The following is a 21,973-nucleotide window of genomic DNA, read 5'->3' as shown; positions in this document are numbered from 1 at the left end:
CCCCCCGCCGCTGTCTTTACTGATACACGTGTTTTTTCGTTTTCAAAACATCAGCAAGAAACGTCAGCGCAAGTCCCTGCCCCCATCCTTGTATTCGTTTGTAAGGCACCTGTTTGTATCCTTCGGCATTTTTCATGACGGCTGTCCCGGCCGATACCTTGCTGACCCGTCCGTCCTCTTCCACCGCATCCAAAATGGCGGCAAGCGATTTCTGCACATATTTTGTATACAGCTTTCCGCTCGACATCAGAGCAGAAGCAATACCGGCTGATGCCGAAACCTCCAGATAAGAATCCGGATCATCCAAAATCGTATGCCACAGCCCTGATTCATCCTGAAGCCGGACAAGCGCGCTCAGTTGGTCTCTGAGCGATCCGTCGATGATCATAAAGGAAGGATGTGTCACCTCAATAAGGGGGAGCGCCTTTGCCATCGTGAGTGCCGCCCAGCCGTTCGCCCTGCCCCAATAAATCCCCGACAGATGATTTTGCGCTTTGTTGTCCCAGGCGTGGTAGTACAAATTCGTGACAGGGTCCTGAAGCACGTCCTCATGTCCGTGAAACTGGCGCAGGCCGTCTTCAAAATAATCCTCACGCTCCATGATCCGCCCGATTCTCAGCATAAACAGCCCAGCCATCATCAGCGTATCCGCCCATGCCTGCTCAGGAAACACGTATTCTGCCGCATTCACCGTATGCTGAAGGATACCCTCGCCAAAGCGCGGCGCCTTATGCAGCACATATTCCGCCATCTCGGCCGCTGTTTCCAAATACACGTCATCACCTGTCACCTTGTGGAGGAACAAAAGCGTATGCCCAATGGAAACTCCGTTGATCGAAAGCGGCGGCAGCCCATCCTCCAGCTGTTCATCCACCCACGTTTTTAACAGATTGATATATTCCTCGTTTTCCGTCGCTTCATAGGCCTCCGCCACACCGTAAAACGCGACGCCGCCCGGCCAATCCCACGCAAAATCCATCTGAAATGTCCGTTTCACGATCCGGTCAATAACCGACGTCACCTTTTCTTCATCAAAGATAAGCTGTGCCATCTGCAACACTCCTTTTTATTTTAATCCGGTCGTACTGATGCCCTGAACGATATATTTCTGAAACAAAAAGAATACAAGAATCACAGGCAATAACGAGACGGCTGACATGGCAAACATCGCGCCCCAGTTCGAAGCCGACTCTGTATCGAGAAAAAGCTTCAGCGCAAGTGAAACAGGGTAAAGCTCCGGCTTATTCAAATACAAAAGCGGCTGAATCAGCTCCTCCCACTTCCAATAGAAGGAGAAAATCGCAGACGTCGCAAGCGCGGGGGCAATCAGCGGGAGAATGATCCGCCAAAAGCAGGCAAAGCGCCCGCATCCGTCGATTCGCGCGGCTTCATCCAGCTCCTCGGGAATCGTCCGGATAAACTGGATCATCAGAAAGATAAAAAACGCATGCCCGAAAAATTGCGGAACGACAATTGGTTTAAAGGAATTCAGCCAGTCTAATTTCGCAAACATAATATACTGCGGAATCATCAACACTTCATGAGGCAGCATTAACGTCCCCATCATGCACGCAAACCAAAATTTTTTTCCCTTAAACGGAATACGCGCAAATCCGTACGCAATGACAGCCGATGACAGGACGGCACCGATTGTTGACAGTCCGACAATGATCGCCGAGTTTTTAATAAACGTCAGAAACGGCTGTCCCGCGATACCCTTCCACCCTTCAGCATAGTTACTGAGAATAAAAGGGTCTGGAATGAGAGAATGTGAGGTTGTAAAAATACTGGCGCTTTCTTTAAACGAGCTGACAAACAGCCAAATGACCGGGTACAGCAGCAACACCGCCAGCGTTGCCGTAAAAACATGGAACAGTATGCGTTTGGGACTGACGCGCCCGGCTTTTTTTCTTTCTAAAACCGGGGCTTTTCTGACAGGCTCGTTGACCGGCTCCATCCGTCATTCCTCCTTTGACTCGTAATGAACCCAATATGACGATGTTTTAAACAATATGAGCGTAATCAGCCCGACAATGACAAGCATGACCCACGCCATCGCCGATGCGTAGCCCATTTGAAAATAGTTAAACGCACGCTGGAACAAATAGAGCGAATAGAGAAGTGTCCCGTCAAGCGGCCCGCCCTCGCCCTTCGAAATGATATAGGCAGGTGTAAATGTCATAAAAGCAGAAATCGTCTGCATCACTAGGTTAAAGAAAATAATCGGTGTAAGAATCGGAAGCGTGATCTTGAAGAAACGCTGCACCCGATTCGCCCCATCCACACTTGCCGCTTCCAAATACGAAGACGGAATGTTTTTCAGCCCGGCCAGAAAAATGAGCATTGACGACCCGAACTGCCAGACGGACAGCAGAATCAATGTCCACAGCGCACTTGTCGGATTCTGGTACCAAAGAATTTTTTGATCAATCCCGACAAAAAACAGCAGCGCATTGATGACCCCGTCATTGCCAAAAATATTGCGCCACATAATCGCCACGGCGACGCTCCCGCCGATGATCGAAGGCAGATAAAAGAGCGTTCTGTAAATGGCCGTTCCTTTTGCTGCATTGTTTAAAATGACAGCGATAAAAAGCGCGAAGCCGAGGCGGAGCGGAACCCCGGCAAGCACATACGTAAACGTCACCTTCAGAGACTGCCAATACTTTTCGTCACCCGTAAACATTTCCTTAAAGTTGTCGAGCCCGATCCATTTCGGCGCCGTAAACAAGTCATAGCTCGTGAAGGACAGAAACAGGGACGCCCCCATCGGGATCACCGTAAAGCATAGGAACCCGATGATAAACGGAGAAATAAAAGCATATCCCGCCAGATTGTCTTTTCTTATACTCCGGCTTTTTTTCATTGCGTCAGCCCCATTTCCCGTCAATTATTCCTCTCTAATATCTCATTGGCCTTTTTCCGGAACGTTTTGGCGGCTTTTTCCGGCGATACCTTCTGATACAGAATCTGATCTGACGTATCCTTCAGCAGCTTGATGACCTCCGCGCTTCCCACAGGCTCTGGCGGATCGGCTTTGCTGATGTTTTTTGACGCGGTTTCGACATACTCCACGATGTTGGCTTCTTCCTCATTCAGCTTCGGTTTAATCGCATCCGCCACCTTGTCGGAGACTGGAACGCCTCGCTCGCCTTTAATCAGCTGGTTCGCTTCCTCATTATTCACGAAGAAATTAATAAATTTCGCTGCCTCTTTTTTATGCTCAGAGCTTTTCGGAATGGAAAACAGCATACTGGGCTTCAGTGTCAGCGCCTTTTCCTGCATTTGCTCCGGCGGCAGATAGAGAGACAGCGGCGAGTCTGTCAGCCGGGCAAAGCCCAAATATTGATTGGAGTAGTTCCATGTAATCGCTGATTTGCCTTTGACGATAAAATCGTCTTCCATCCCTTTAATCTGTGCGCTTTCATCAGGTGTTGGGGACGTTTTCGCTTTCACCAGCCTCAGCTGCCGTTCAAAGTAATCGACAAACAGCTGATCATCTTGATACGCGAGGCCAGTGCCGTCTTCTTTGTAAAAGCGCTCACCCTTTGTGCGCAAATAATACGGGAAGAAAATATCAGGCGGATGCATTCCGTTGGAACCGTAGACACCGGCTTTTTCCTGAAGATCATACGCCAGCTTCTCGTAATCCTCCCACGTCCAGTTTTCCTGATTGATAGACACACCGGCTTTTTCCAGCAAATCTTCATTGGCAATCACAGACAGCACGTTGACACCTAGCGTAAATCCATAAAGCTTATTGTCGATTTTTCCGCCCGACAGCATATTCTCGTCGATTGAACTGACGTCAATCGTTCCATCCTTTGTATACGGCGTTAAATCTTCCAGCTGGTTCTTCTTTCCGTATTGGGCTAAGTAAGCGGTATCCATTTGAATGACATCAGGAAGCTGGCCGGCGGCAGACATGGGCGCGAGCTTTTTCCAGTAGTCATCCCAGTTCGCAAATTCCGCTTCAATATGGACGTGCGGATTCTTTTTCTCGTAAAGTTCAATTACCTTTGTTGTATAATCATGTCTTGGCTGCCCGCCCCACCACGCGATTCTGAGTGTAACGTCTTCTTTTTTTCCCGAGGCCTCTTCACCCGCTGAACATCCGCTGAAAAAAAAGACGCAGACAAGGGATAACAGCACGTAACAAATCTTCTTCAAACCAATCCCCCCTTTAATGTAAGTGCTTACATTTTATTTTAAAGCGTTCGGATAGGGCGAAACACTCAAAAAACAGTGGCGAAAGTCAAAAAAACAGAGATGGCTATCCTGCGGAAGCGCCTCCCTGTTTTCTTCTGAATTCTGACGGTGTCAGACCGGTATATTTTTTAAAAACAAGACTGAAATACTTCGGATTATCGCCAAATCCGATTTCTTCAGCAATTTCTGATACACTCGCGTCCCGCCTCATTTTCATCTGTTTCATCGCATGTTCAAGACGCACTCGTGTAACATATTGGGAAAATTTCTCGCCTGTTTCCTGCTTAAATAACTTCCCGAGATAATCAGGATTCATAAACAGCATATCCTTCGCCGCCCATTTTAAGGACAGATTCGGATTTCCGAGCTCGTCGGCAATAAGCCTGATCATTTTTGAAATCACTGCGCTCCCATGCAGGTCACCAGACGCTTCAGCTGTGTCACGAAACAGCTGCCCCGCGTGCCGGAGTTCTCCCGCCTGACTGATGGCCATCTTGCGGGTTGCAAAAACCTCCGCCACCTTTTCAGCGGCGTTCTCCTCTACGGCGAGTACGGTCCATTCTCCGCTGCTGCAAACCGCTGTCAGTGCCGATCCGAGTGCCTCTCTGGCTGCGGCATCAATAGATTGTTCCCCTTTTAAGATCAAGAGGCGGATCTTTTTTCCGGCAAGTGATGGCGGCGGAGACAGCTGGGCCACACCGGCGATCAAGCCTTCCAAGTATTGATCGGCTGCAAAGGAACGGATATGGTCCAGCTCGTGTTTCAGATGGGCTGTTTTCTTTTTGTGCACATCTTGCCGCTTCAGCTCAGCAATGATTTCCTCCAGCGAGCTGATAATCTGCTGTTCATTGCAGGGTTTCAGCAAATAATGCTTCACCCCATATTTCATGGCTTCCTTTGCGTATTCAAACTCTCCAAACCCGGACAGGACGATAAATTGCACCGACGGGCTGACGGCTGACACCTTTTTGATCAGCTCAAGCCCGTCCATGCCGGGCATTTTGACGTCTGTGATGACGATATGCGGCTGCTTATGTACAATCTTTTCATATGCTTCATGTCCGTTCTGCGCTTTTCCGATCAATGAGGCGCCAAGCGACTCCCACTCAATGATTCCCGCCATTCCATCAAGGATAATCCTCTCATCATCAGCCAGCAGTATTTTATACATCACACCACCTCATTTCGGCACGGTATTGTGATCACAATCCTCGTCGCCTTTTCATGCTCACTATGAATCCGCAAGCCGTATGGCTCTCCGAATGTCAGGCTGATGCGCTCGCGAATATTCCAAAGTCCGATTCCTCTTCCACCCGTTGATTCAAGAATCCGTCCATCCATGCCAGGGCCGTTATCTTCGACCGTAATACAGACACAGCCCTTCGCCTTTTTCGCCTGAATCCGGATGGCGCATGGCCTTGTAAAGGGTTCAAGCGCGTATTGAATCGCATTTTCCGCAAGCGGCTGGAGCGTCAGTTTCGGAATGAGGCAATGCTTCACCTCATCGTCAATATCCAACGTGAAATTCAGGCGCTCTTCAAATCGAAATCGCTGAATGGTCATATAGTGACGTACAATGTCCGCCTCCTCCTGAATGGTCACGATATCCTTCTTCATATGTATGCTGTTTCGCAGAAGAAAACCGAGCGATTCCACCATTTTTGAGATTTGCTTTTGCTGATTCGCCTTGGCCAGCCAATTGATGGACTCGAGCGTGTTATATAAAAAATGCGGATTGATCTGGGCTTGCAGTGCTTTCAATTCGGTTTCTTTAATGATGAGCTGTTTTTCCACATTTTCTTCCATCAGCTCATTAATCCGTTTCATCATGACAGTAAAATGGCGGTTCAGCATGCCGGCCTCATCCTGTGTATGTTCCGGCAGAGAAAGCGACACACCTGCTTCAATGCCGCTGTGCTGTACCGATTTCATCGCGGTCACAAGCTGTTCAATCGGCTCCGTGATGCTGTTGGCGATTTTCCTTCCGAAAAGCAAAACCACACAGAAAAAGAGAAGAAAGCATGTGCCGATCACTGTTTTCATAAAGGAAATTTTTGCGAACATCTGATCAAAGGGGATAACGTTATAGTAGCTCCAATTTTGGTAGGATGATTGAAGGTAAGAAATAAAGTAACGTTTGCCATTCTTTTTTATCAAGTCATAACCGGGGTGCTTCAGCGTCTCTTTTGCTGCCTCAGGAACATGCGCTGATGCATGTGCCGTATACACCAAATTACCGCCTTGGTCAGCAATCATAATGTCTCCGACTGAATCGCCCCAATCCTTCGGCACATCACGAATCATCTGTTTTACATTGACCTGGATCAGCACCATGCCCAAGCCGTTCAAACTCAGCTGGTGATAGGACCTGATCTGCCGTGCTGAAATCAGGACAGGATCTGACCCGCCGAGCGTCATCCAAAGATTTCTTCCACTTTTCGCTTTCGCTCGCTTAAATACCTCTTCCTGCTCCTGCTGCAAAAGATCTGAAGAACTGCTTCCGGCTGAATACTCTGAGCCGCGGGCATCAATCACATGAATGGAATCGATGTACTTTTCATCGCTGGCATATCCCGCAAGCTGATCCCACAGCTCCTGCTTCATTTGATATTGATCATACGTATCATCCCGATTTTGCATACTCAGGATGCGCTGAATCTGTTCGTCTGTAATGATTTCATATGACACATCCTCTATCTTCTTCAGCTCGTCTTCGATCCTTTCAGAAGACATCCGAAGCACCTCCGAGGACTTGCGGTAAATCTGCTCATCATACACATGAAAGGCATACTGGACCCCGCTGTATACAAACAGAAAGGATACGGCCATAATCAACGATAGAAACACAAACAGCTTATCCTTAATCTTCATCCGCCTGTACCAGCCAGCAACTCTTTTCTTCATGCCGCCTTTTCTTTCTCCTGCCGCTGATCCATTGACCGAAACGCTTTAAAGGACAGCTTCGTTAAGATCAGGCTGAGTAAACTCCCGCTGAAAAACAATAGAAACGTGACATGAAACAGAACGAGACAAAGCACACCGACAGCGCCCGCCGCCATCAAAAGCGTCACCGCCGGACGGCTGAAGGCAATGAAAAAGCTGATGCTCAGCACCTCTCTGATTTTTACGTCAAAATGAGAAAATACCGGGAACACATACAGCACAACAAACGCGAAAATCAAACTAATGCTCAGGAATACATTGACGAGCACAGGCTGGTCCATCTGAGCCGCTATCCGCATATCCGCAAACAGAAACAGGGCAGCCGTCACAACGATAAGCCCGAGGATCTGTGATGCCCGCCATTCCTTTTTAAACGTCCGAAAAAAGACAGAAAACACCGGGGCATCTGTATTCCCCTTCGCCCATTCTCTCGCCACTGTAAACATCGCGGCAGTAGCGGGCATCAGCCCAAACACAACCAGGCCTGCAAGAGAAAACAAAATCCAAAGCACATTCAAATAGGCCAATCTCATCACCCACGTACAAAAACGATTCAGCCCATTTGTCACACTGTGTATCATCAACATCACCTTCCCGCTTTGGAAAACGCTTTCATTTTAAAGTAATATGTATTTCTCCTTTCGAAAGAAAATTCCTGCCGGTCTGTGAAAATTTCGACATGATGAGAGACGGCAGCAGCCTTATCTTTTCCTGTAACGCCGGATGGCCTTATCGATCAAATATCCGGCAATGGCTCCGAAAATGACATTGAATCCAAGCATTCCGAGCGCAGCCCCTTCCCAGCCGCGTACATACACGAGGCTGTACCAGATCAGAAACACACCAAGGACGATCAGCCCGGTCAACATCCATTCCGGCCGACTTTTGTCAGGAAATCTCATCCGCATCAAAACGGATACGCCAGCAAACAGACAAGCCGTCACAATCCCTGTCACAAATAATATTGGCCACACATCGCCTGCCCTCCCTTTTAGAAAAGACAAAAAAGCCCCCTGCAAAGGACGCTTATTCTGCCGTAATCTCTTTCTCAAACAAATGATATCCGGACGCATCAGCACCCATGAATTCATATCCCATACGCCGATAAAAGGAATGCAGGGCGTCGCTATCAGCGACACAGTCAAGCCGGATCCGCGTTTTTTCCGGAAAGTGTATGCCCGTCTCCGCCCACTGAAGGACGCGGGCTCCTAGCCCCTGTCCCGCAAACCGGCGGCTTACTGCGAGGCGGTGCAAATAAATGGACTCCTCATGCCCATCGTCTCCCCAAAGCGTCCGGTCCCACTCGCTCGGTTCAGGCAGCAGCATCACGACAGCCGCAAGCTCTTCATCTTTTTTAAACACAAACACATGTCCCTTTTCAATTGACCCCGTGATATCATGTATATCTTGCCCTTTCAGAAGTCCGCTCCATTGGTTAGAACCCCGATCCCGGAGCCATTCAGCTGTTCGGACGAGCAACCCGGTAATCGATTCTGCATCCTCATAGACGGCCGGACACGCGTAAAATCCATCTGCAATCGTTTCGTTCTCAATCTTAAAAGCTGACATAAAGGCCTCCCAATCAAAAAGTAAGCTTGCACACACACCTTGATTATAATGCAGACCAAACTGCAAAAACAGACCATTTTCTCTGTATGTAAAAGGGTGTATGAAAGAGAGGCCAATCTGCCTATTAGAAAATCTTCTTTTTATCCCGTTCTTCTTTTAAAATTTCAACCGCTTCTCTGAAGCGCATAGAGTGTACGATTTCACGCTCACGCAAAAAACGCAGGGAATCGTTTAAATCAGGATCATCCGAAATATCAATCAGCCATTGATACGTCGCCCGCGCCTTTTCTTCTGCGGCAATATCTTCGTATAAATCGGCAATCGGATCGCCCTTCGCTTGGATATAGCTCGCGGTAAACGGCACGCCCGCCGCATTATGATAAAAAAGCGCGCTGTCGTGATTGACGTAATGATCGCCAAGCCCGGCTTCACGCAGCTGCTCCGGTGTGGCGTCTTTCGTTAACTTATAGACCATGGTCGCAATCATTTCCAAATGGGCAAACTCCTCCGTGCCGATATCTGTTAAAAGGCCGATGACCTTATCAGGAATCGTATAACGCTGGTTCAAATACCGGAGAGCCGCGGCCAGCTCGCCGTCCGCTCCGCCATACTGCTCAATCAAATACTTCGCCAGCGTCGGGTTGCACGTACTGACCTTGACAGGGTATTGCAGCTTCTTTTCATACACCCACATTCAGGCATTCCTCCTTATACTTGCCACGGCCATGGCCCTTTTCCCCAATCCCAATCCTTGCCCGCGGGGCTGTTGCCGAACTGCAGAAGCGGTCCGTAAGAGGATTCGAACTGTCTTTTTAAGTGCCTTGAATAGCCGGAATATTGGTTGAATTGCTTCAGCGCATCTTCATCATGAGGATGTGTATTTAAATAAAGACTCAGCTCAACAAGCACAAAATCAGCAGCCTGTATTTGCTCAAGCTGACGATAATATTCGGCGTCAACCTTTTTTGCCATGTGCGTCTCCCCCTCGATAAGGGTTTTCATAAAAATCATAGAGATCCTTCCAAAGGGTGCCTTTCCTCAAAGCCTCCATCGGCGAAAACTGCTCCATGTGCTCAGGCTGAAAGGTCATATAAAGGTTAGGGGGCGTTCTGTAATATTTCTTCCCTATGGGCGGACAGGGATCAAAACGGCTGTGAAAGGGCGTATATGATTTGACAGGCGTAAACGGCTGCATATCCTTCATTCCGGCTCCTCCTTTCTCAAAAACAATGACCTTAATAGGTATGAGGCAGGAGGCATGATTATGACTAAACACGACTTAGCTTTTTCAATAAGAAGACCTTCGGAAGCGCCGAAGGTCTTTCTAGACTATTCAGTCCAAAATGAGGTCAGTGTTTCCAATATGCAGCATGAGCAGCCGCAAACTCTGACAGCGAACGAGGTTCTTTTCCCGTCACACGCTTCACTGTATCCGTTACCCGATGTTCCGCACCATGGCTGATTGCCTCATCAAGCTTCGCCATAAAATGGGCATAATCCGCGGGCAAACCTCCTGCCTCCATTTTATGCTGCAGCTCGGAACGAGAAATGCTGACATGCTCCACCCGGCGTCCCGCCGCAGCTCCAATGATCTCCGCCGCTTCGGCATAGCTCAGCGCCTCGGGACCTGTCAGAATATGATGTGTTTGATGAGGAACATCATCAATCAAAGCCCTGACGGCTGTTTCTGCGATGTCATCAGCGTCAATAAACCCAAGTTTTCCTTCACCCGAAGCCGTTGTGATGCGCCCCTCCGTTTGAATAGACATGCGATGCTGGACATTGATGAAATTTTGCATAAAGTATGAGGGCCGCAGCACCGTCCATTCTGGAAACTCGCGCACTGCCTGGTGAAGCGCGCCAAACACGGGACCGTTCTCGGAGACAACAGACGCACTTTGCATCACTACCCGCTTTGCGCCGAGACGCTTTGCTTCCTTTAAAAAGGGAAGCACATAGGGAGCCGGATCAAGTACACCAACCGGAGCAACAAGATAGATGTCTTTTACCTGTTCTAGAGCAGGCGTAAAACTGGAGGCATCCTTCCAATCAAAATACACATACTCCGCACTTGCAAGCGCGCCCTTTTTTCGGCTTGCAATACGCACTCTGTATCCCAGCTTTATTAAACGGCTGGCGATTCGGCTGCCGACTGTGCCGGTCCCGCCCGTGATTAAAATCGGATTCTGTTTCATCATTTCCCACTCTCCTCTGTTTGCAAAAATGATCCTCCAAAGGCCTCTTTTACAACAAGCGGATTCCAATAATCCCTATAACGCACAATGCGGCCGTCTCTCGTTTCGATGACACTGATATAGCTTTGGCGATAAGGCAGTCCAGTCTCAATCACATGGCCGTCACATTGAAACTCCGCAATCACCGTATTCGAGTCTGCTGAACGGTACACTGTCGGAGCGGTAAATGAAGAAAGATGAATCTGCTTAGGATAATCTTTAATATAATCGTAAATGGCCGCTTTTCCTTCTATTCTTTTTGGTGATCCCTCCGGCGCATAAGGAAACTCAAATACAGCATTCTCATCCCAAAGCTCCGTCCAGCTCTTCATGTCCTTCTCAAGCATATAAGCCATAAACTTTCTCAATGTTTCACATGCTTTTTCAAACTCATTCATCAACATTCATCATCACCTCATTTTTATTTCTAGACTATTCAGTCCAAAAAGTACATACATGGGCAAAGAATCCTTTACCACATGTTAATCAAGCACTGATAAACTCACGTCAACATGGTCCTGAAGCCGATCCATATCTGCCGTCACTTTTGCAATAAATGTCAGTGACAGCCTGCTCTGATTCAGGTACCGAGCAAGCGCAGATATATCAGTATCTTCGCCATTCAATTCTCCTTGATCCTTCGCCCTTAAAAGCGCCTGATAAAAAGCGTCCTCAAGCTGCTTGGATTGTCTTTCAAAATACCGGGCAAGCTCAGGGTCATGCGGGATCTGTTCAATCGCGCTGTTAATAATGTAGCACGCCTTCGCCCGTTCCGGATCCCTCAGGGCATTGACACCTTCTTGAAAAATATCACGAATGGCTTCCTTTACAGATCCTGGCGCTTCAAGCCTTTCCATAACGGCAGCGTTTTTCCCTTCAAGATACGATTTCACCGCGGACAAAAACAAATCACGCTTCGTGCCATACGTATCATACAAGCTCTGGCGCGCAATGCCTAAATGAGAGAGCAGATCCTGAAGAGACGTTCCTTCGTAGCCATACTCTCCGAAGACCTCTATCGCCCTGTGAAGAACAAGCGCCGTATCAAATTCTTTATTCCTCCCCAAAAAATGATCACCTCCTAAAACAAATGTTACCAGTTTTCAGACTGAACAGTCAAGAAAAAAAAGATAAAAAAACACTCTTGATCTGCAAGAGTGTCCTCTTTATACCATCATCTTCTTTATTTATAACCGTCTTTTCCCCAGTGGCCCATATGATGGTGGCCATAATGACCATCATGATGATGGTGATGATTATCCTTTCCAACATGGTGATGATGGTGATGAAGATTATCTTTTCCATCATGATGATGGTGATAATAGTGGTAATGGCCATCATTTTCATGGTGCATGTTCGGATAACTTACAGTTCCCGGAGAGCCTCCATAGCCGCCGCTTGGGTAACCGCCGGATCCTCCGTACGTTCCATATCCCGGATAGCCGCCGACTCCTCCATGTATGCCGTGATCTGGGTAGCCTTGCATGCCATAGCCCGGGTGGCCTCCATACATGCCATAGCCCGGATAGCCTGTGCTTTGCATGCCATAGCCCGGGTGGCCAATACCAAAGCCCTGATAATGACCAAAACCAGGTCCGCCATACATATGTCTTGTATCAGTCATATTCACTCTCTCCTTCACATAGGTTACAGTCCAGAGTATGAGAATATCTTATAGATCGTATAGGCGGCCGCCTACATACAGCTAAAACAATTTCCGGGACAAAAAAAGCAGGCCATAACAGCCTGCTCACTCCTTACTCACCTAAATCAACGTTATGATATACCTGCTGAACATCTTCCAAATCTTCTAATGCATCAATCAATTTTTCAAACTGTTCCTTTGCATCATCCGGAAGCGTTACTTCACTTTGCGCAAGCATTGTCAGCTCCGCTACTGTAAATTCCTCGACACCCGCGTTTTTAAACGCCTCTTGCACCGCATGGAATTGATCAGGCTCAGCATATACGATCACGCTGTCATCCTCTTCTAAAATGTCACGTACATCAACATCCGCTTCCATCAAGATTTCAAGCGCTTCGTCAGCAGTTTTGCCTTCCACACCGATTACAGCCGTCGCGTCAAACATGTAAGCAACAGATCCGCTCACACCCATGTTTCCGCCGTTTTTCCCGAACGCCGCACGCACTTCCGGCGCCGTACGGTTTACATTATTCGTCAGCGCATCAACGATAATCATTGATCCGTTCGGCCCGAAGCCCTCATAACGAAGCTCATCGTAATTCTCTTCCGCTCCGCCCTTCGCCTTCTCGATCGCACGTTCAATGATGTTTTTCGGCACGCTGTAAGTCTTCGCACGCTCAAGCACAACCTTCAGCGCCTGGTTGGACTCCGGATCAGGCTCGCCCTGTTTCGCCGCCACATAAATCTCACGGCCAAACTTCGCATAAATCCGACTCGTATTTGCGTCCTTAGACGCCTTCTTCTCTTTAATATTGTTCCACTTACGGCCCATGATGTTCCACTCTCTTTCATATATATCAATCTAAATACTGTTATTCACTTTATCCATTATACCTCAAATGGTTTGGTTGTTTCGAGTGTCTTGCGTTAGAAATAGAAGGAATGCCGCGATGTGGAAAATGGAACGTCTTCTGTAAAGCAAGAAAAAGCACTAGCTAAGGGCTTTCTTCTGATCACTAAGTTTGTAAGGGGAATGATCGACATACGTCGTATTTCGATCTGTTGATTCCTTAAATCCGCCGGAGTTTGTCAGGGTTGGAAACGACATGCTTCCCAAAACTAGAGTAACAGCCAGGCACATCATCACTTTTTTCTTAATAGGCATATAAACACTCTCCTTTTAAAATATCTTCTTGGGCTTTCAGCACTTTCCGATAAAACGCAGCGGCTTGTTCAAAGTGACAGCTGCTTTCAAACACAGCGGCAGCACTCCGGGCACATGCTTCAATGTAAGCGTGCAGGTTCTTTTTTTCGAAATAGCTTAAAAGATCATGAATTTTTCGTTCGTCAACAGTCTCCTTGTACACGGCCTGCAAGAACAGAAACAATTCTCTATAAAATTTATGAGAACGTGCTGTGATATGGTCTAATCCTTCCTCTATGAACTGAAACGCCTTCTGTGTTTGGCCCGCTTTACATAATGTCCAGCTTAATCCAAACAAGACTTTCGGAAGCAGATCAGGCACTTTCTCTCTGCTTACTTTCGCCGCTTTTTGGAAATGTTCTACAGCCATCTGATCGTCTCCTGATCTGTCATAGCTGTTCGCGATGTTCAATAGAGAAATGGCGATAAACCTGTCATTTTGAATGTCCATTGCCAAATCTAGCGCCGCCTCTAAATGCGGGAGCGCTTTATCATAATGTTTGAAATCATCATAGTTGCCGGCGATCACAAACAAGCTTTGTATCGTTCTAATGCTGTATAGGGGATTTTTTTGATAAATGTCTAAGGCTTGAAGAATATGATGCATCGACACATGGGTTTGCTTCATGTGATAATACGCTTCTGCCACTTTAAAATGGAATTCGGCTTTCTCAATATCATCTGACACAACCGGCAGTTCTTTCTCCGCCTCGCGATAATATCCGATCGCTTCCACATATTCTTTTTGGTCAAATTCATACATGCCGCGGAAAAACAAAGAGTAGTATTTCAAAAGGCCTGTGAGTTTTTTCTGAGGGGTCTCAATCGTTTCAAGAAGCTCTGTCACTGTAGGGCGATTTCCGTATGTTTGTCCAGGCTCCAAATAATCAAGCATCAGCTGGTGCCGAAAACACATCAGAGAATAATAGATCAGCAAATCCTGGTCTTCTTCCATTTGCTGAATGTCCTGCTCCACCTCCGCTTTCAGAATCTCAGCATCCGGAACACTGAACTGGCGAATCATTTTATACCATTCATTAATCTTAACACCTACACGCGAAGACGGTATGGCTTGACTCAACGGCTTCCCTCCTTCTCTATGAGATATGTCATATTCTATCAATCCCAAATTTTGAAAACAATATAGAAGGAAGAAATTGTTTTTTCATCCTGTCAATTTGTTTTTCTCCGCAAAAAAGACCCTTTACACAAGGGTCTTTGTCATTCTATTTCATATACGTATTCACGAGCTCGTAACAGCGCTCTTTCGTCTGTTTGGCAAGCTCTTCTGTTTGGACGACTCGGGATAATGAACCGCCGCCCTCCTCATCATATCGTTTCGTGGCCGCAGCATCCCTATCCTTTATCCATTGGCGCTGTTTCACTTTTAATGCCGCCATGTCTGAAGCAGGAAGCTGTTTCTGCAGCACGCCGTATATCTCGTTTAGCAATCCGTCCCACATTTGATAATTGTAGCCGTAATCCTCAATCATCTGATAATCACTTTGATAGTCATTGTGCTTTTCTTTCTGTTCCGTCGCTGACAATTTGGCAACATAATCTGCTTTTGTACTTCCCGTTGTCTGCTCACTGCTCTGTGTATCCGCGTTATCTGATGACTCGGTTTCCTCAGCCGTTTGAACTTTTTCTTGCTCCGGAGCCTCAGTCTCGTCTTCATTATCACTCACTATACTGGTACCTTTGAACTGATCGCCGCCTGTCTTTCTCCATTTGAACTTTTCACATTGAAAAGATAAGCTGTTCCGCCGGCAGTCTTCGATTCATAGGACTTCACAAATTCCGCCGTTTCACCGTTTCTAGACAGAATCGTTTTCGCTTCTTCTTTTGTCAGCTTGATATCATCCCCTTGAAGCGACTTACTGTCCCATTTGTTGATCTTCCAATCGCCATCTTCCTTCACCAATTCAAACGTCCATAACGTGCCCATATTGTTTAACTCTGTTGCCGGGTCTATTGATGAAGCCTCTATCTTATTCTTGTCCTGTTCATAAGTAAAACGTACATCGAAATCAGTGCCGGGGTGAAAAGGAGCATCACACTCGCAAAAGTACTCTCCGGCCAAATCCTTTAAGGTCTGATCTGCAAACGTTTCTGTTGCATAAGGCAGCACACTAGGCCGCAGCTTGCTGAAATCCGCCTTGTTTGCCGTGCTCCAGCCGTTTTCCTTTCCCGCTTTATCAAATGCATTGAAGATCGAATCTATATCGTTTTCCAAAGCTGATTTTACTTCCTGCTCCGTCAGCTTCGCAACGCTCGCCTTCTTCACGGCTTGCTTTTCTTGATCCTTATCAGAAGATCCGCTATTAGAACACGCCGATAATAGGAATAGTATCGATAAAAGCATCGCAACTAATTTATAACTCATTGTCTCTCTCACCCTTCTGCTCTCTCATGGTAGCTTTCTTATTTCATAGTTTTTGTAGGTTTGCAAATCTAAAATCAGATACCTAAACTATAGAACAATATATTTAAATAAACCTTAGCAGAGAATCAAAATCAAAATGGTAACTAAGGAATCATAATATAACAAAAAAAGCTCTCCTTCTTAAAAAGGAGAGCTTTTTCTTCATCTAGTCCATTTACTAGAATATACTGTTTGCATATAGTCTGAATGATCCCAATTATTATAAAGTTTTAGTTTCACTCTAGTCGATGCAGATTTTTTTGCAATATTTGTGAATGTAACATTTAGTTTTTTACCGTATGATGCATTTCCAGAAGCTGTATCAATTGTTTTCCAAGAACCATTTGTATAACGTTGCAAATATAATTTGCAATAAGCAGCACTTTCCCAAGTTCCTGTTCTCCCCATTTCAACTGTAGTATAAACATTCTTATAGTTTTCTGATGTGTGAATATAAGATTTTGATTCTACAGTTGCATGAAAAGTAAAACTCGTAGTTTTACTAACAGCCTTAGCCGATTGACCTGATCCAATGAATACTAGTCCAAATGCCATTACACCTGCAAGAACTAGTGTCATCAAGTGGTTTACTCTTTTCATTATCAAATACCTCCATCAATTAAAATTGTAAAATACAGGACTTACATACATTATAAACCATAAAAACTAGAATTAAAATATATTTTCAAATTATATTCCTAGTAAATGCTTTCAATCTGAAGTTTTAATAAATTCTATTATTAAGCAAAAGGACATTTGTAATTTACTCACCTCGTTACATATGAGTTGATTCAAGATTATAGCTATGAAGTCTAATCAACCACAACAAAATCCTGCACCTTCACCTGTTCCTCAGGCAAATCAAACTGATAAAGCATCTTCTTAGAATGGATATCAAACACACCCACATACCCGCCGATGCCCTTTTTATGCTCTTCCTGGGCGACAATATACAATAGATTCGCCTTAAACTCCGCTTCCATATAAGGGAAATTCAAACTATATGTATGAAAGGAAAATTCCTTCCCATACTTCAGCAAGTTCGCCTCACCCTCTTTGTCCTCGTACGTCACATAAAAACTGCCGCTTTCTTTGTCATAATACACAGTATCTGCATATTCAAGATCTTCAGGATACGCAATATATGTCGTCTTCCATGTCCCTTTTTCAATCACAGTCAATTCATGCTCCGAGCTCGCAACAATAAATTCCTCCGATTCTACGAATTGATCAGCGTACGAGGCTAAACTCAGGGTCTCAATCATTTCCTCTGTTTTTCTATCAATCACGTAAATAGACATGCTTTGAATGATATAAATATAGTTCTCATCACTGGCCCCCATCGTGACAAGCGAAGGCAAGGTAAGGGTATATTCCTTTTTCGTTTTTCTGTCGTTTATGTGGATCTCATTTCCCGTTGTATCAACATTATAGGCCTTAACAGAGACATCCTTCCCCTCATGCCAAAACGCAAATGGATCTGAAAGCGGATGCTCTTTGATCGCATCCTTCTCCAGCGTGTAGTAAAAAGGCTCGTGTTCCGCCAATAATACAAGGTCTGTTGATGCATAAGATTTCGTTTGAATATAAGGAACATCCGCCACCTTAAACGTACGCCTGTTAAACCGTTCGCCTGTTGAGGTTGAAAGCAGCACGCTTTCTTTTATGAAAGGATTGGAGTAGATAAAAAAGATCCGGTCTTCTTCGGAGTGAATGGAGGAAGATTGGACAGGAATACTATCTTTATTGAGTAACTGAACAAACAGTATGACGCATACCATTAACCCTAATAAACCAAATGTAAACCGTTTTTTCTTCATCAACATGCTCCTTAAATAACAATATAGAATACAAACTTCCAAAAAATGTGTAGCGACAATACACTTCGAGGATGTTTCCGCCAATCCCTCCACGAATAAAGACACATGCCTAATGACTCATTTTTCCACCAAAACACGTTCTCACCCCCACCCTTATCCCGCCCCGTGGTAAAATTTGTGATATTGAGCGAACAAAAGAAGGGAAATGGTCATGAAAGTATTTGAAGCGAAAACACTGCTTTCGGAAGCAACAGACCGTGCAAAAGAGTACAAAGAACTAAGAACGCAAATGGTAAATTTGAGAAAAGCATTAAAAAGCGTCGCTGATCTCAGTGACAGCGAATTCTCAGGAAAAGGCGCCAGCAACATCAAGGCATTCTATCACGACCACGTCGGCGTCACAGACCAGTGGATCGACTACATCGACATGAAATCGCATTTTTCAACAGCATCGCCGGAGCCGCCGAAGACAAAGGCCTCTCAGACGCATACATCGAAGAATCCTTCCTGGAGCACGAACTGGCAAATGCCAATAAAAAATCAAAATCCATCATGTCCGAACAGAAAAAAGCGATGAAAGACATCCTGAACGATGTCGACGACATCCTCCCGCTCGACTTGTTTTCAACAGAAACCTTCAAAGACGAGCTGGCCGATGCCAATGACAAACGCAAAAAAACACTGGAAAAATTGGACGCCTTGGACGAAGACCTGAAAACAGAATACGCCCTGTCTGAACCAAACGAACAATTCATCAAATCCGACTTCCAAAAGCTCCAAGAAGCAACGGGTAAAGGCAAAAACGCCACACCCATCCACTACAACGCCAAGGCGTACCGTGAGAGTGACATACATAAGAAAAAAGGCGACATTGAAAAGCGGACTGAGGCTTACTTGAAGATTAAGAAAGAGGAAGCGAAGGAACGCGAGATTGAAAAATTAAAAGAAAGACTGAAAAACTACGATTATGCGGATGCCGATGAATTCTACGAAATGGCAAAAACGATCGGCTATAAAAATCTGACAGCGGAACAGCAAAGATACTTCACCCAAATTGAAAACACGCGTGAGCTTGAAGCAGGCTTCAAAGGGGTCGCCGTCGGCCTTTATGATTCCGGGAAAGACGCGGTCGTAGGCCTGTGGGATATGGTCACAGATCCGGGCGGAACCGTTGAAGCCATTACAGGAGCTGTGGCTCACCCGATCAAAACGTATGAAGCCATTTCAGCGGCAATCGAAGAATCGTACCAAAAAGACATGGTGAATGGTAACACCTACTCACGAGCAAGATGGGTGTCATATGCGGTTGGCACTGTTGTCACATCAATTGTCGGCACAAAAGGTGTTGGCGCCGTCTCTAAAACAGGCACAGCAGCCAAAGTGACGGCCAAAGTCAAAACAACAGCAAGCAAATCTGCAACAGCCCAAAAAGCCATAACAGTCTCAAAACAAACCGTTGATCACATCAAACAAAAAGTAAACACAGGCATTGAAGTATCAAAAAAACACGTCAAAACCAAGTTAAATCAAATCGGAGATCTCACACTTGCGGATATTCTCCCCTATCATCCCCGTCACGATTTAGTGCCGGCAGGCGTTCCTTACAACGCAGTCAACGGTGTCACGCTTAAAGAAGGACTGCAAAAATTCGCCAAGGTCATCCTGCCGAAACCATACGGAACGTCATCAAGCGGAAGACGAACTCCAGCGCCACATGTACCGCCGGTAACCGTCAAATACGGCGAGCATTTCGCAAGATGGAGCAGAAAGAAAGTGCTGAAGCCCAATATCATCTACAAAACAAAAGAAGGCTACACGTACACGACTGACAACTATGGTAGAATTACAAGTGTCAAAGCAGACTTGCAGTTGGGAGAAGCAAAACGAAACCAATATGCACAGACGAATGCTGGAAAGCCCCAAGACCGAAAGCCTGACGATGACGGCGGCCATTTAATCGCCACCCAATTCAAAGGCTCAGGCCAGTTCGACAATATCGTGCCGATGAATTCTCAGATTAATAGGAGCGGTGGCAGATGGTATGAAATGGAGCAAGAATGGGCAAAGGCTCTTAAAGAAGAACCCCCGCAAAAAGTTAACGTTAATATAAAAGCCATATATAAAGGTGATTCACTAAGACCAGACAAATTCATCGTTAAGTACAGAATTGGAGATGCTGATTTTGAAAAAGTAACATTAAAGAATCAATCCGGAGGTTGAGATCATGGAAACACCAAAAATGGGTGACTTATATCAAAGAATAGCAAATCAGATAAATGAAATCATTCCCTCTGTATGGGAAAATGTATATCTTTACGCTGAAATATTAGACGACTCTTCGGAAGTATATTTTTATTTTAATATACCGGCCGAGAATGAATTCTTATACTCACATAACATTCCAGAATATTTTAATGTAAGCGAAGATATTTATGATGATTTATTAATCGAACTTCAAGAATCATTCGAAGAATTACGCGAAGAATATAAGGAAAATAATCCAGAAACTTGGACGAACTTGACTTTGAAACTAAATAGGACAGGCCAGTTTTCTATAGATTATAATTATGAAGATGTAATTGCTTCAGAGCTAAATGGATCTCAAAGAAAGGCTGTTTGGGTGTATAAAAATCTAGGTTTACTGCCAAAAAGGAAAACGGTAATAGACTTTTTAGAGGATTATATCAAGACTAACGAAGGGAAAATTTAAATTAATTTCTGATATGGGACAGTTATATCAACAAATAGCAGAACAGCTTAATGAAATGATTCCATCTTGATGGACAAAAATCATTCTTTATGCGGAAATATTAGATAATTCATCAGAAGTTTACTTTTTCTTCAATACACCGCAAAGTGAAGAGTATATCTATTCTCATGATATACCGAAACAATTCGATGTTAGTAAAAAAAAAATATACGTGAGTTTATTAATTGAACTTCAAGAGATATTCGAGGAGTTAAGAGAAGAATTTAAAGCATACAACCAAGATACTTGGACCAATTTAACGATTAAACTAGAGAATACCGGTAAATTCTCAATAGACTATGATTACACCGATGTCATCGCCTCAGACTTTAACGGAACACAACGGCAAGTCGTATGGGAATATAAGAATTTAGGTATCTTGCCTGAAGATAAGAAAGACAAAGATTTTGTAATAAACTACTTCAGTCTATAAATCAAAAATGGCTCAGCTCTTTACTGCTGGGCTATTTTCGATATTGAAATTTTTTCAATTGTATTCGTAAATTCCCATATTTCACGCTAACTCCAATAATTCATTACTATTTATTTTGATTAAATCAATTAAAGTTGCTGACCGTCCAGCATGTCTCGGGTCGCCATGTTCTGTTAAGAATGTGTTTGTATTTCCCATATTAAATACAAAAATATCTTTATCAGTATTCGAAATTACCTCTATGATTTTATATACTTGAGAATAGTAATAAAGGTTGTGTACAGTTTTCACATTTGGTTTCCCCCATGCAAGGACAACTATATCTGAATCATTTATCATTGAACTAACTATATTAATATTATTCTTTTGAACATGATTTAATAGATTTGCACCGTGAATATTTTTCAATTTTGCTGAGGTGTCTGCTGGATTTGGAGCATAGATAGGTATAACATTTCCTACGTAAAGTTTTTTTACTTGAATTTTCTCATGGGTATAACAGTAGAAAAAATCAATTAATTTATTTACAGTTCTATCTGAAATATTTGATTCAGCTTCCGATGGATTCATTAATATTACTGTAACAGTAATACCTTCCATTCGATTTTTAAAAGGAATTGATAAGCTATATCTTAAATTTACACCCGGTATAATATTTTGCCTATCATCAATAATAATAGACGAAATATCTACTTTATTAGAATCGTAATAATGCGTCAATATAAAACTTCCTTTCTGTAAA

General features: G+C 44.8%; 25 protein-coding genes and 2 pseudogenes. 3 read left to right on the top strand and 24 right to left on the bottom strand.

The features are described from left to right. Nucleotides 1-16: 16 nt before the first annotated feature. From yesR to MKY10_RS03695, 23 genes and pseudogenes are all read right to left on the bottom strand, one after another. Nucleotides 17-1,051 (bottom strand): rhamnogalacturonyl hydrolase YesR, encoded by a 1,035-nt coding sequence (gene yesR / locus MKY10_RS03805; RefSeq protein ID WP_048655140.1) that lies wholly within the window; start codon nucleotides 1,049-1,051, stop codon nucleotides 17-19. 15 nt (nucleotides 1,052-1,066) lie between these two features. Next, on the bottom strand, nucleotides 1,067-1,957 hold the full coding sequence (locus MKY10_RS03800; RefSeq protein ID WP_015252615.1) for a carbohydrate ABC transporter permease: 891 nt from the start codon (nucleotides 1,955-1,957) through the stop codon (nucleotides 1,067-1,069). A gap of 3 nt (nucleotides 1,958-1,960) precedes the next feature. Next, a complete protein-coding gene (locus tag MKY10_RS03795; protein ID WP_003233835.1) occupies nucleotides 1,961-2,890 on the bottom strand; it encodes a sugar ABC transporter permease in 930 nt (309 codons plus the stop codon). Beyond that, a complete protein-coding gene (locus tag MKY10_RS03790) occupies nucleotides 2,887-4,170 on the bottom strand; it encodes an ABC transporter substrate-binding protein (RefSeq protein WP_046160167.1) in 1,284 nt (427 codons plus the stop codon). The genes MKY10_RS03795 and MKY10_RS03790 overlap by 4 nt, the downstream gene beginning before the upstream one ends. 103 nt (nucleotides 4,171-4,273) lie before the next feature. After that, nucleotides 4,274-5,380 (bottom strand): two-component system response regulator YesN, encoded by a 1,107-nt coding sequence (gene yesN, locus MKY10_RS03785; RefSeq protein WP_048655141.1) that lies wholly within the window; start codon nucleotides 5,378-5,380, stop codon nucleotides 4,274-4,276. After that, a complete protein-coding gene (gene yesM / locus MKY10_RS03780; protein WP_048655142.1) occupies nucleotides 5,380-7,113 on the bottom strand; it encodes a two-component system sensor histidine kinase YesM in 1,734 nt (577 codons plus the stop codon). The genes yesN and yesM overlap by 1 nt, the downstream gene beginning before the upstream one ends. Beyond that, the gene (locus MKY10_RS03775) at nucleotides 7,110-7,739 is read right to left on the bottom strand and encodes a YesL family protein (protein ID WP_072173406.1); all 630 of its coding nucleotides are present in this window, start codon (nucleotides 7,737-7,739) and stop codon (nucleotides 7,110-7,112) included. The genes yesM and MKY10_RS03775 overlap by 4 nt, the downstream gene beginning before the upstream one ends. Nucleotides 7,740-7,853: 114 nt before the next feature. Further along, nucleotides 7,854-8,156, bottom strand: a complete 303-nt coding sequence (locus MKY10_RS03770) for a YesK-like family protein (RefSeq protein ID WP_048655143.1) — start codon at nucleotides 8,154-8,156, stop codon at nucleotides 7,854-7,856. Nucleotides 8,157-8,178: 22 nt separating this feature from the next. Further along, nucleotides 8,179-8,721, bottom strand: coding sequence for a GNAT family N-acetyltransferase (locus MKY10_RS03765; RefSeq protein WP_014479097.1), 543 nt, complete (start codon nucleotides 8,719-8,721; stop codon nucleotides 8,179-8,181). Nucleotides 8,722-8,845: 124 nt separating this feature from the next. Then, the gene (gene cotJC, locus MKY10_RS03760) at nucleotides 8,846-9,415 is read right to left on the bottom strand and encodes a spore coat protein CotJC (RefSeq protein ID WP_003233850.1); all 570 of its coding nucleotides are present in this window, start codon (nucleotides 9,413-9,415) and stop codon (nucleotides 8,846-8,848) included. Between the two features lie 14 nt (nucleotides 9,416-9,429). Continuing rightward, complete coding sequence (gene cotJB, locus MKY10_RS03755) at nucleotides 9,430-9,693, bottom strand: spore coat protein CotJB (protein ID WP_003219491.1); 264 nt, start codon at nucleotides 9,691-9,693, stop codon at nucleotides 9,430-9,432. Continuing rightward, nucleotides 9,677-9,925: a spore coat-associated protein CotJA gene (gene cotJA, locus MKY10_RS03750; protein ID WP_003219489.1), complete on the bottom strand. Its 249-nt coding sequence runs from the start codon at nucleotides 9,923-9,925 to the stop codon at nucleotides 9,677-9,679. Before cotJA ends, cotJB begins: the two co-directional genes overlap by 17 nt. Nucleotides 9,926-10,053: 128 nt before the next feature. Next, a pseudogene (locus tag MKY10_RS03745) lies at nucleotides 10,054-10,919 on the bottom strand (NAD-dependent epimerase/dehydratase family protein); the annotation flags it as partial. Next, nucleotides 10,916-11,359 (bottom strand): nuclear transport factor 2 family protein, encoded by a 444-nt coding sequence (locus MKY10_RS03740; RefSeq protein ID WP_003233857.1) that lies wholly within the window; start codon nucleotides 11,357-11,359, stop codon nucleotides 10,916-10,918. The gene MKY10_RS03740 and the pseudogene MKY10_RS03745, both read right to left, overlap by 4 nt. A 78-nt stretch (nucleotides 11,360-11,437) precedes the next feature. Continuing rightward, entirely contained in the window at nucleotides 11,438-12,022 is a 585-nt protein-coding gene (locus tag MKY10_RS03735; protein ID WP_015252623.1) for a TetR/AcrR family transcriptional regulator, read from the bottom strand. A 116-nt stretch (nucleotides 12,023-12,138) separates the two neighbouring features. Next, nucleotides 12,139-12,579: a spore coat protein YeeK gene (gene yeeK / locus MKY10_RS03730; protein ID WP_015252624.1), complete on the bottom strand. Its 441-nt coding sequence runs from the start codon at nucleotides 12,577-12,579 to the stop codon at nucleotides 12,139-12,141. 133 nt (nucleotides 12,580-12,712) lie between these two features. Further along, entirely contained in the window at nucleotides 12,713-13,432 is a 720-nt protein-coding gene (locus MKY10_RS03725) for a YebC/PmpR family DNA-binding transcriptional regulator (RefSeq protein WP_003233863.1), read from the bottom strand. A gap of 159 nt (nucleotides 13,433-13,591) precedes the next feature. Next, complete coding sequence (gene phrH, locus MKY10_RS03720) at nucleotides 13,592-13,765, bottom strand: phosphatase RapH inhibitor PhrH (RefSeq protein ID WP_044052608.1); 174 nt, start codon at nucleotides 13,763-13,765, stop codon at nucleotides 13,592-13,594. Further along, on the bottom strand, nucleotides 13,755-14,885 hold the full coding sequence (gene rapH / locus MKY10_RS03715; RefSeq protein ID WP_015252625.1) for a response regulator aspartate phosphatase RapH: 1,131 nt from the start codon (nucleotides 14,883-14,885) through the stop codon (nucleotides 13,755-13,757). Before rapH ends, phrH begins: the two co-directional genes overlap by 11 nt. 145 nt (nucleotides 14,886-15,030) lie before the next feature. Continuing rightward, nucleotides 15,031-15,492 carry a lysozyme inhibitor LprI family protein gene (locus MKY10_RS03710; protein ID WP_015252626.1) on the bottom strand — a complete coding sequence of 154 codons (462 nt, stop codon included), beginning with the start codon at nucleotides 15,490-15,492 and terminating at the stop codon, nucleotides 15,031-15,033. Then, nucleotides 15,492-16,190 carry a hypothetical protein gene (locus tag MKY10_RS03705; protein ID WP_015252627.1) on the bottom strand — a complete coding sequence of 233 codons (699 nt, stop codon included), beginning with the start codon at nucleotides 16,188-16,190 and terminating at the stop codon, nucleotides 15,492-15,494. Before MKY10_RS03705 ends, MKY10_RS03710 begins: the two co-directional genes overlap by 1 nt. A gap of 201 nt (nucleotides 16,191-16,391) precedes the next feature. Then, nucleotides 16,392-16,829: a hypothetical protein gene (locus MKY10_RS03700; RefSeq protein ID WP_015252628.1), complete on the bottom strand. Its 438-nt coding sequence runs from the start codon at nucleotides 16,827-16,829 to the stop codon at nucleotides 16,392-16,394. Nucleotides 16,830-17,041: 212 nt separating this feature from the next. After that, nucleotides 17,042-18,049, bottom strand: coding sequence for a hypothetical protein (locus MKY10_RS03695; RefSeq protein ID WP_044052609.1), 1,008 nt, complete (start codon nucleotides 18,047-18,049; stop codon nucleotides 17,042-17,044). 211 nt (nucleotides 18,050-18,260) lie between these two features. Between MKY10_RS03695 and yeeF the strand changes: the two are divergent. From yeeF to MKY10_RS03680, 3 genes and pseudogenes are all read left to right on the top strand, one after another. Continuing rightward, nucleotides 18,261-20,269: pseudogene (gene yeeF / locus MKY10_RS03690) on the top strand (LXG family T7SS effector deoxyribonuclease toxin YeeF). Nucleotides 20,270-20,273: 4 nt separating this feature from the next. Further along, nucleotides 20,274-20,759 (top strand): antitoxin YezG family protein, encoded by a 486-nt coding sequence (locus MKY10_RS03685; protein ID WP_015252631.1) that lies wholly within the window; start codon nucleotides 20,274-20,276, stop codon nucleotides 20,757-20,759. A 79-nt stretch (nucleotides 20,760-20,838) separates the two neighbouring features. Continuing rightward, nucleotides 20,839-21,231 (top strand): immunity protein YezG family protein, encoded by a 393-nt coding sequence (locus MKY10_RS03680; protein WP_242139234.1) that lies wholly within the window; start codon nucleotides 20,839-20,841, stop codon nucleotides 21,229-21,231. Nucleotides 21,232-21,312: 81 nt separating this feature from the next. On the opposite strand, the gene MKY10_RS03675 is transcribed toward MKY10_RS03680, so the two are convergent. Further along, nucleotides 21,313-21,951: a DUF1643 domain-containing protein gene (locus MKY10_RS03675; RefSeq protein WP_015252633.1), complete on the bottom strand. Its 639-nt coding sequence runs from the start codon at nucleotides 21,949-21,951 to the stop codon at nucleotides 21,313-21,315. Between the last annotated feature and the right edge of the window lie 22 nt (nucleotides 21,952-21,973).

It is taken from the genome of Bacillus sp. FSL P4-0290 (assembly GCF_037975435.1).
Taxonomy (GTDB): domain Bacteria; phylum Bacillota; class Bacilli; order Bacillales; family Bacillaceae; genus Bacillus; species Bacillus subtilis.
This window is presented reverse-complemented; position numbering and strand designations above follow the sequence as displayed.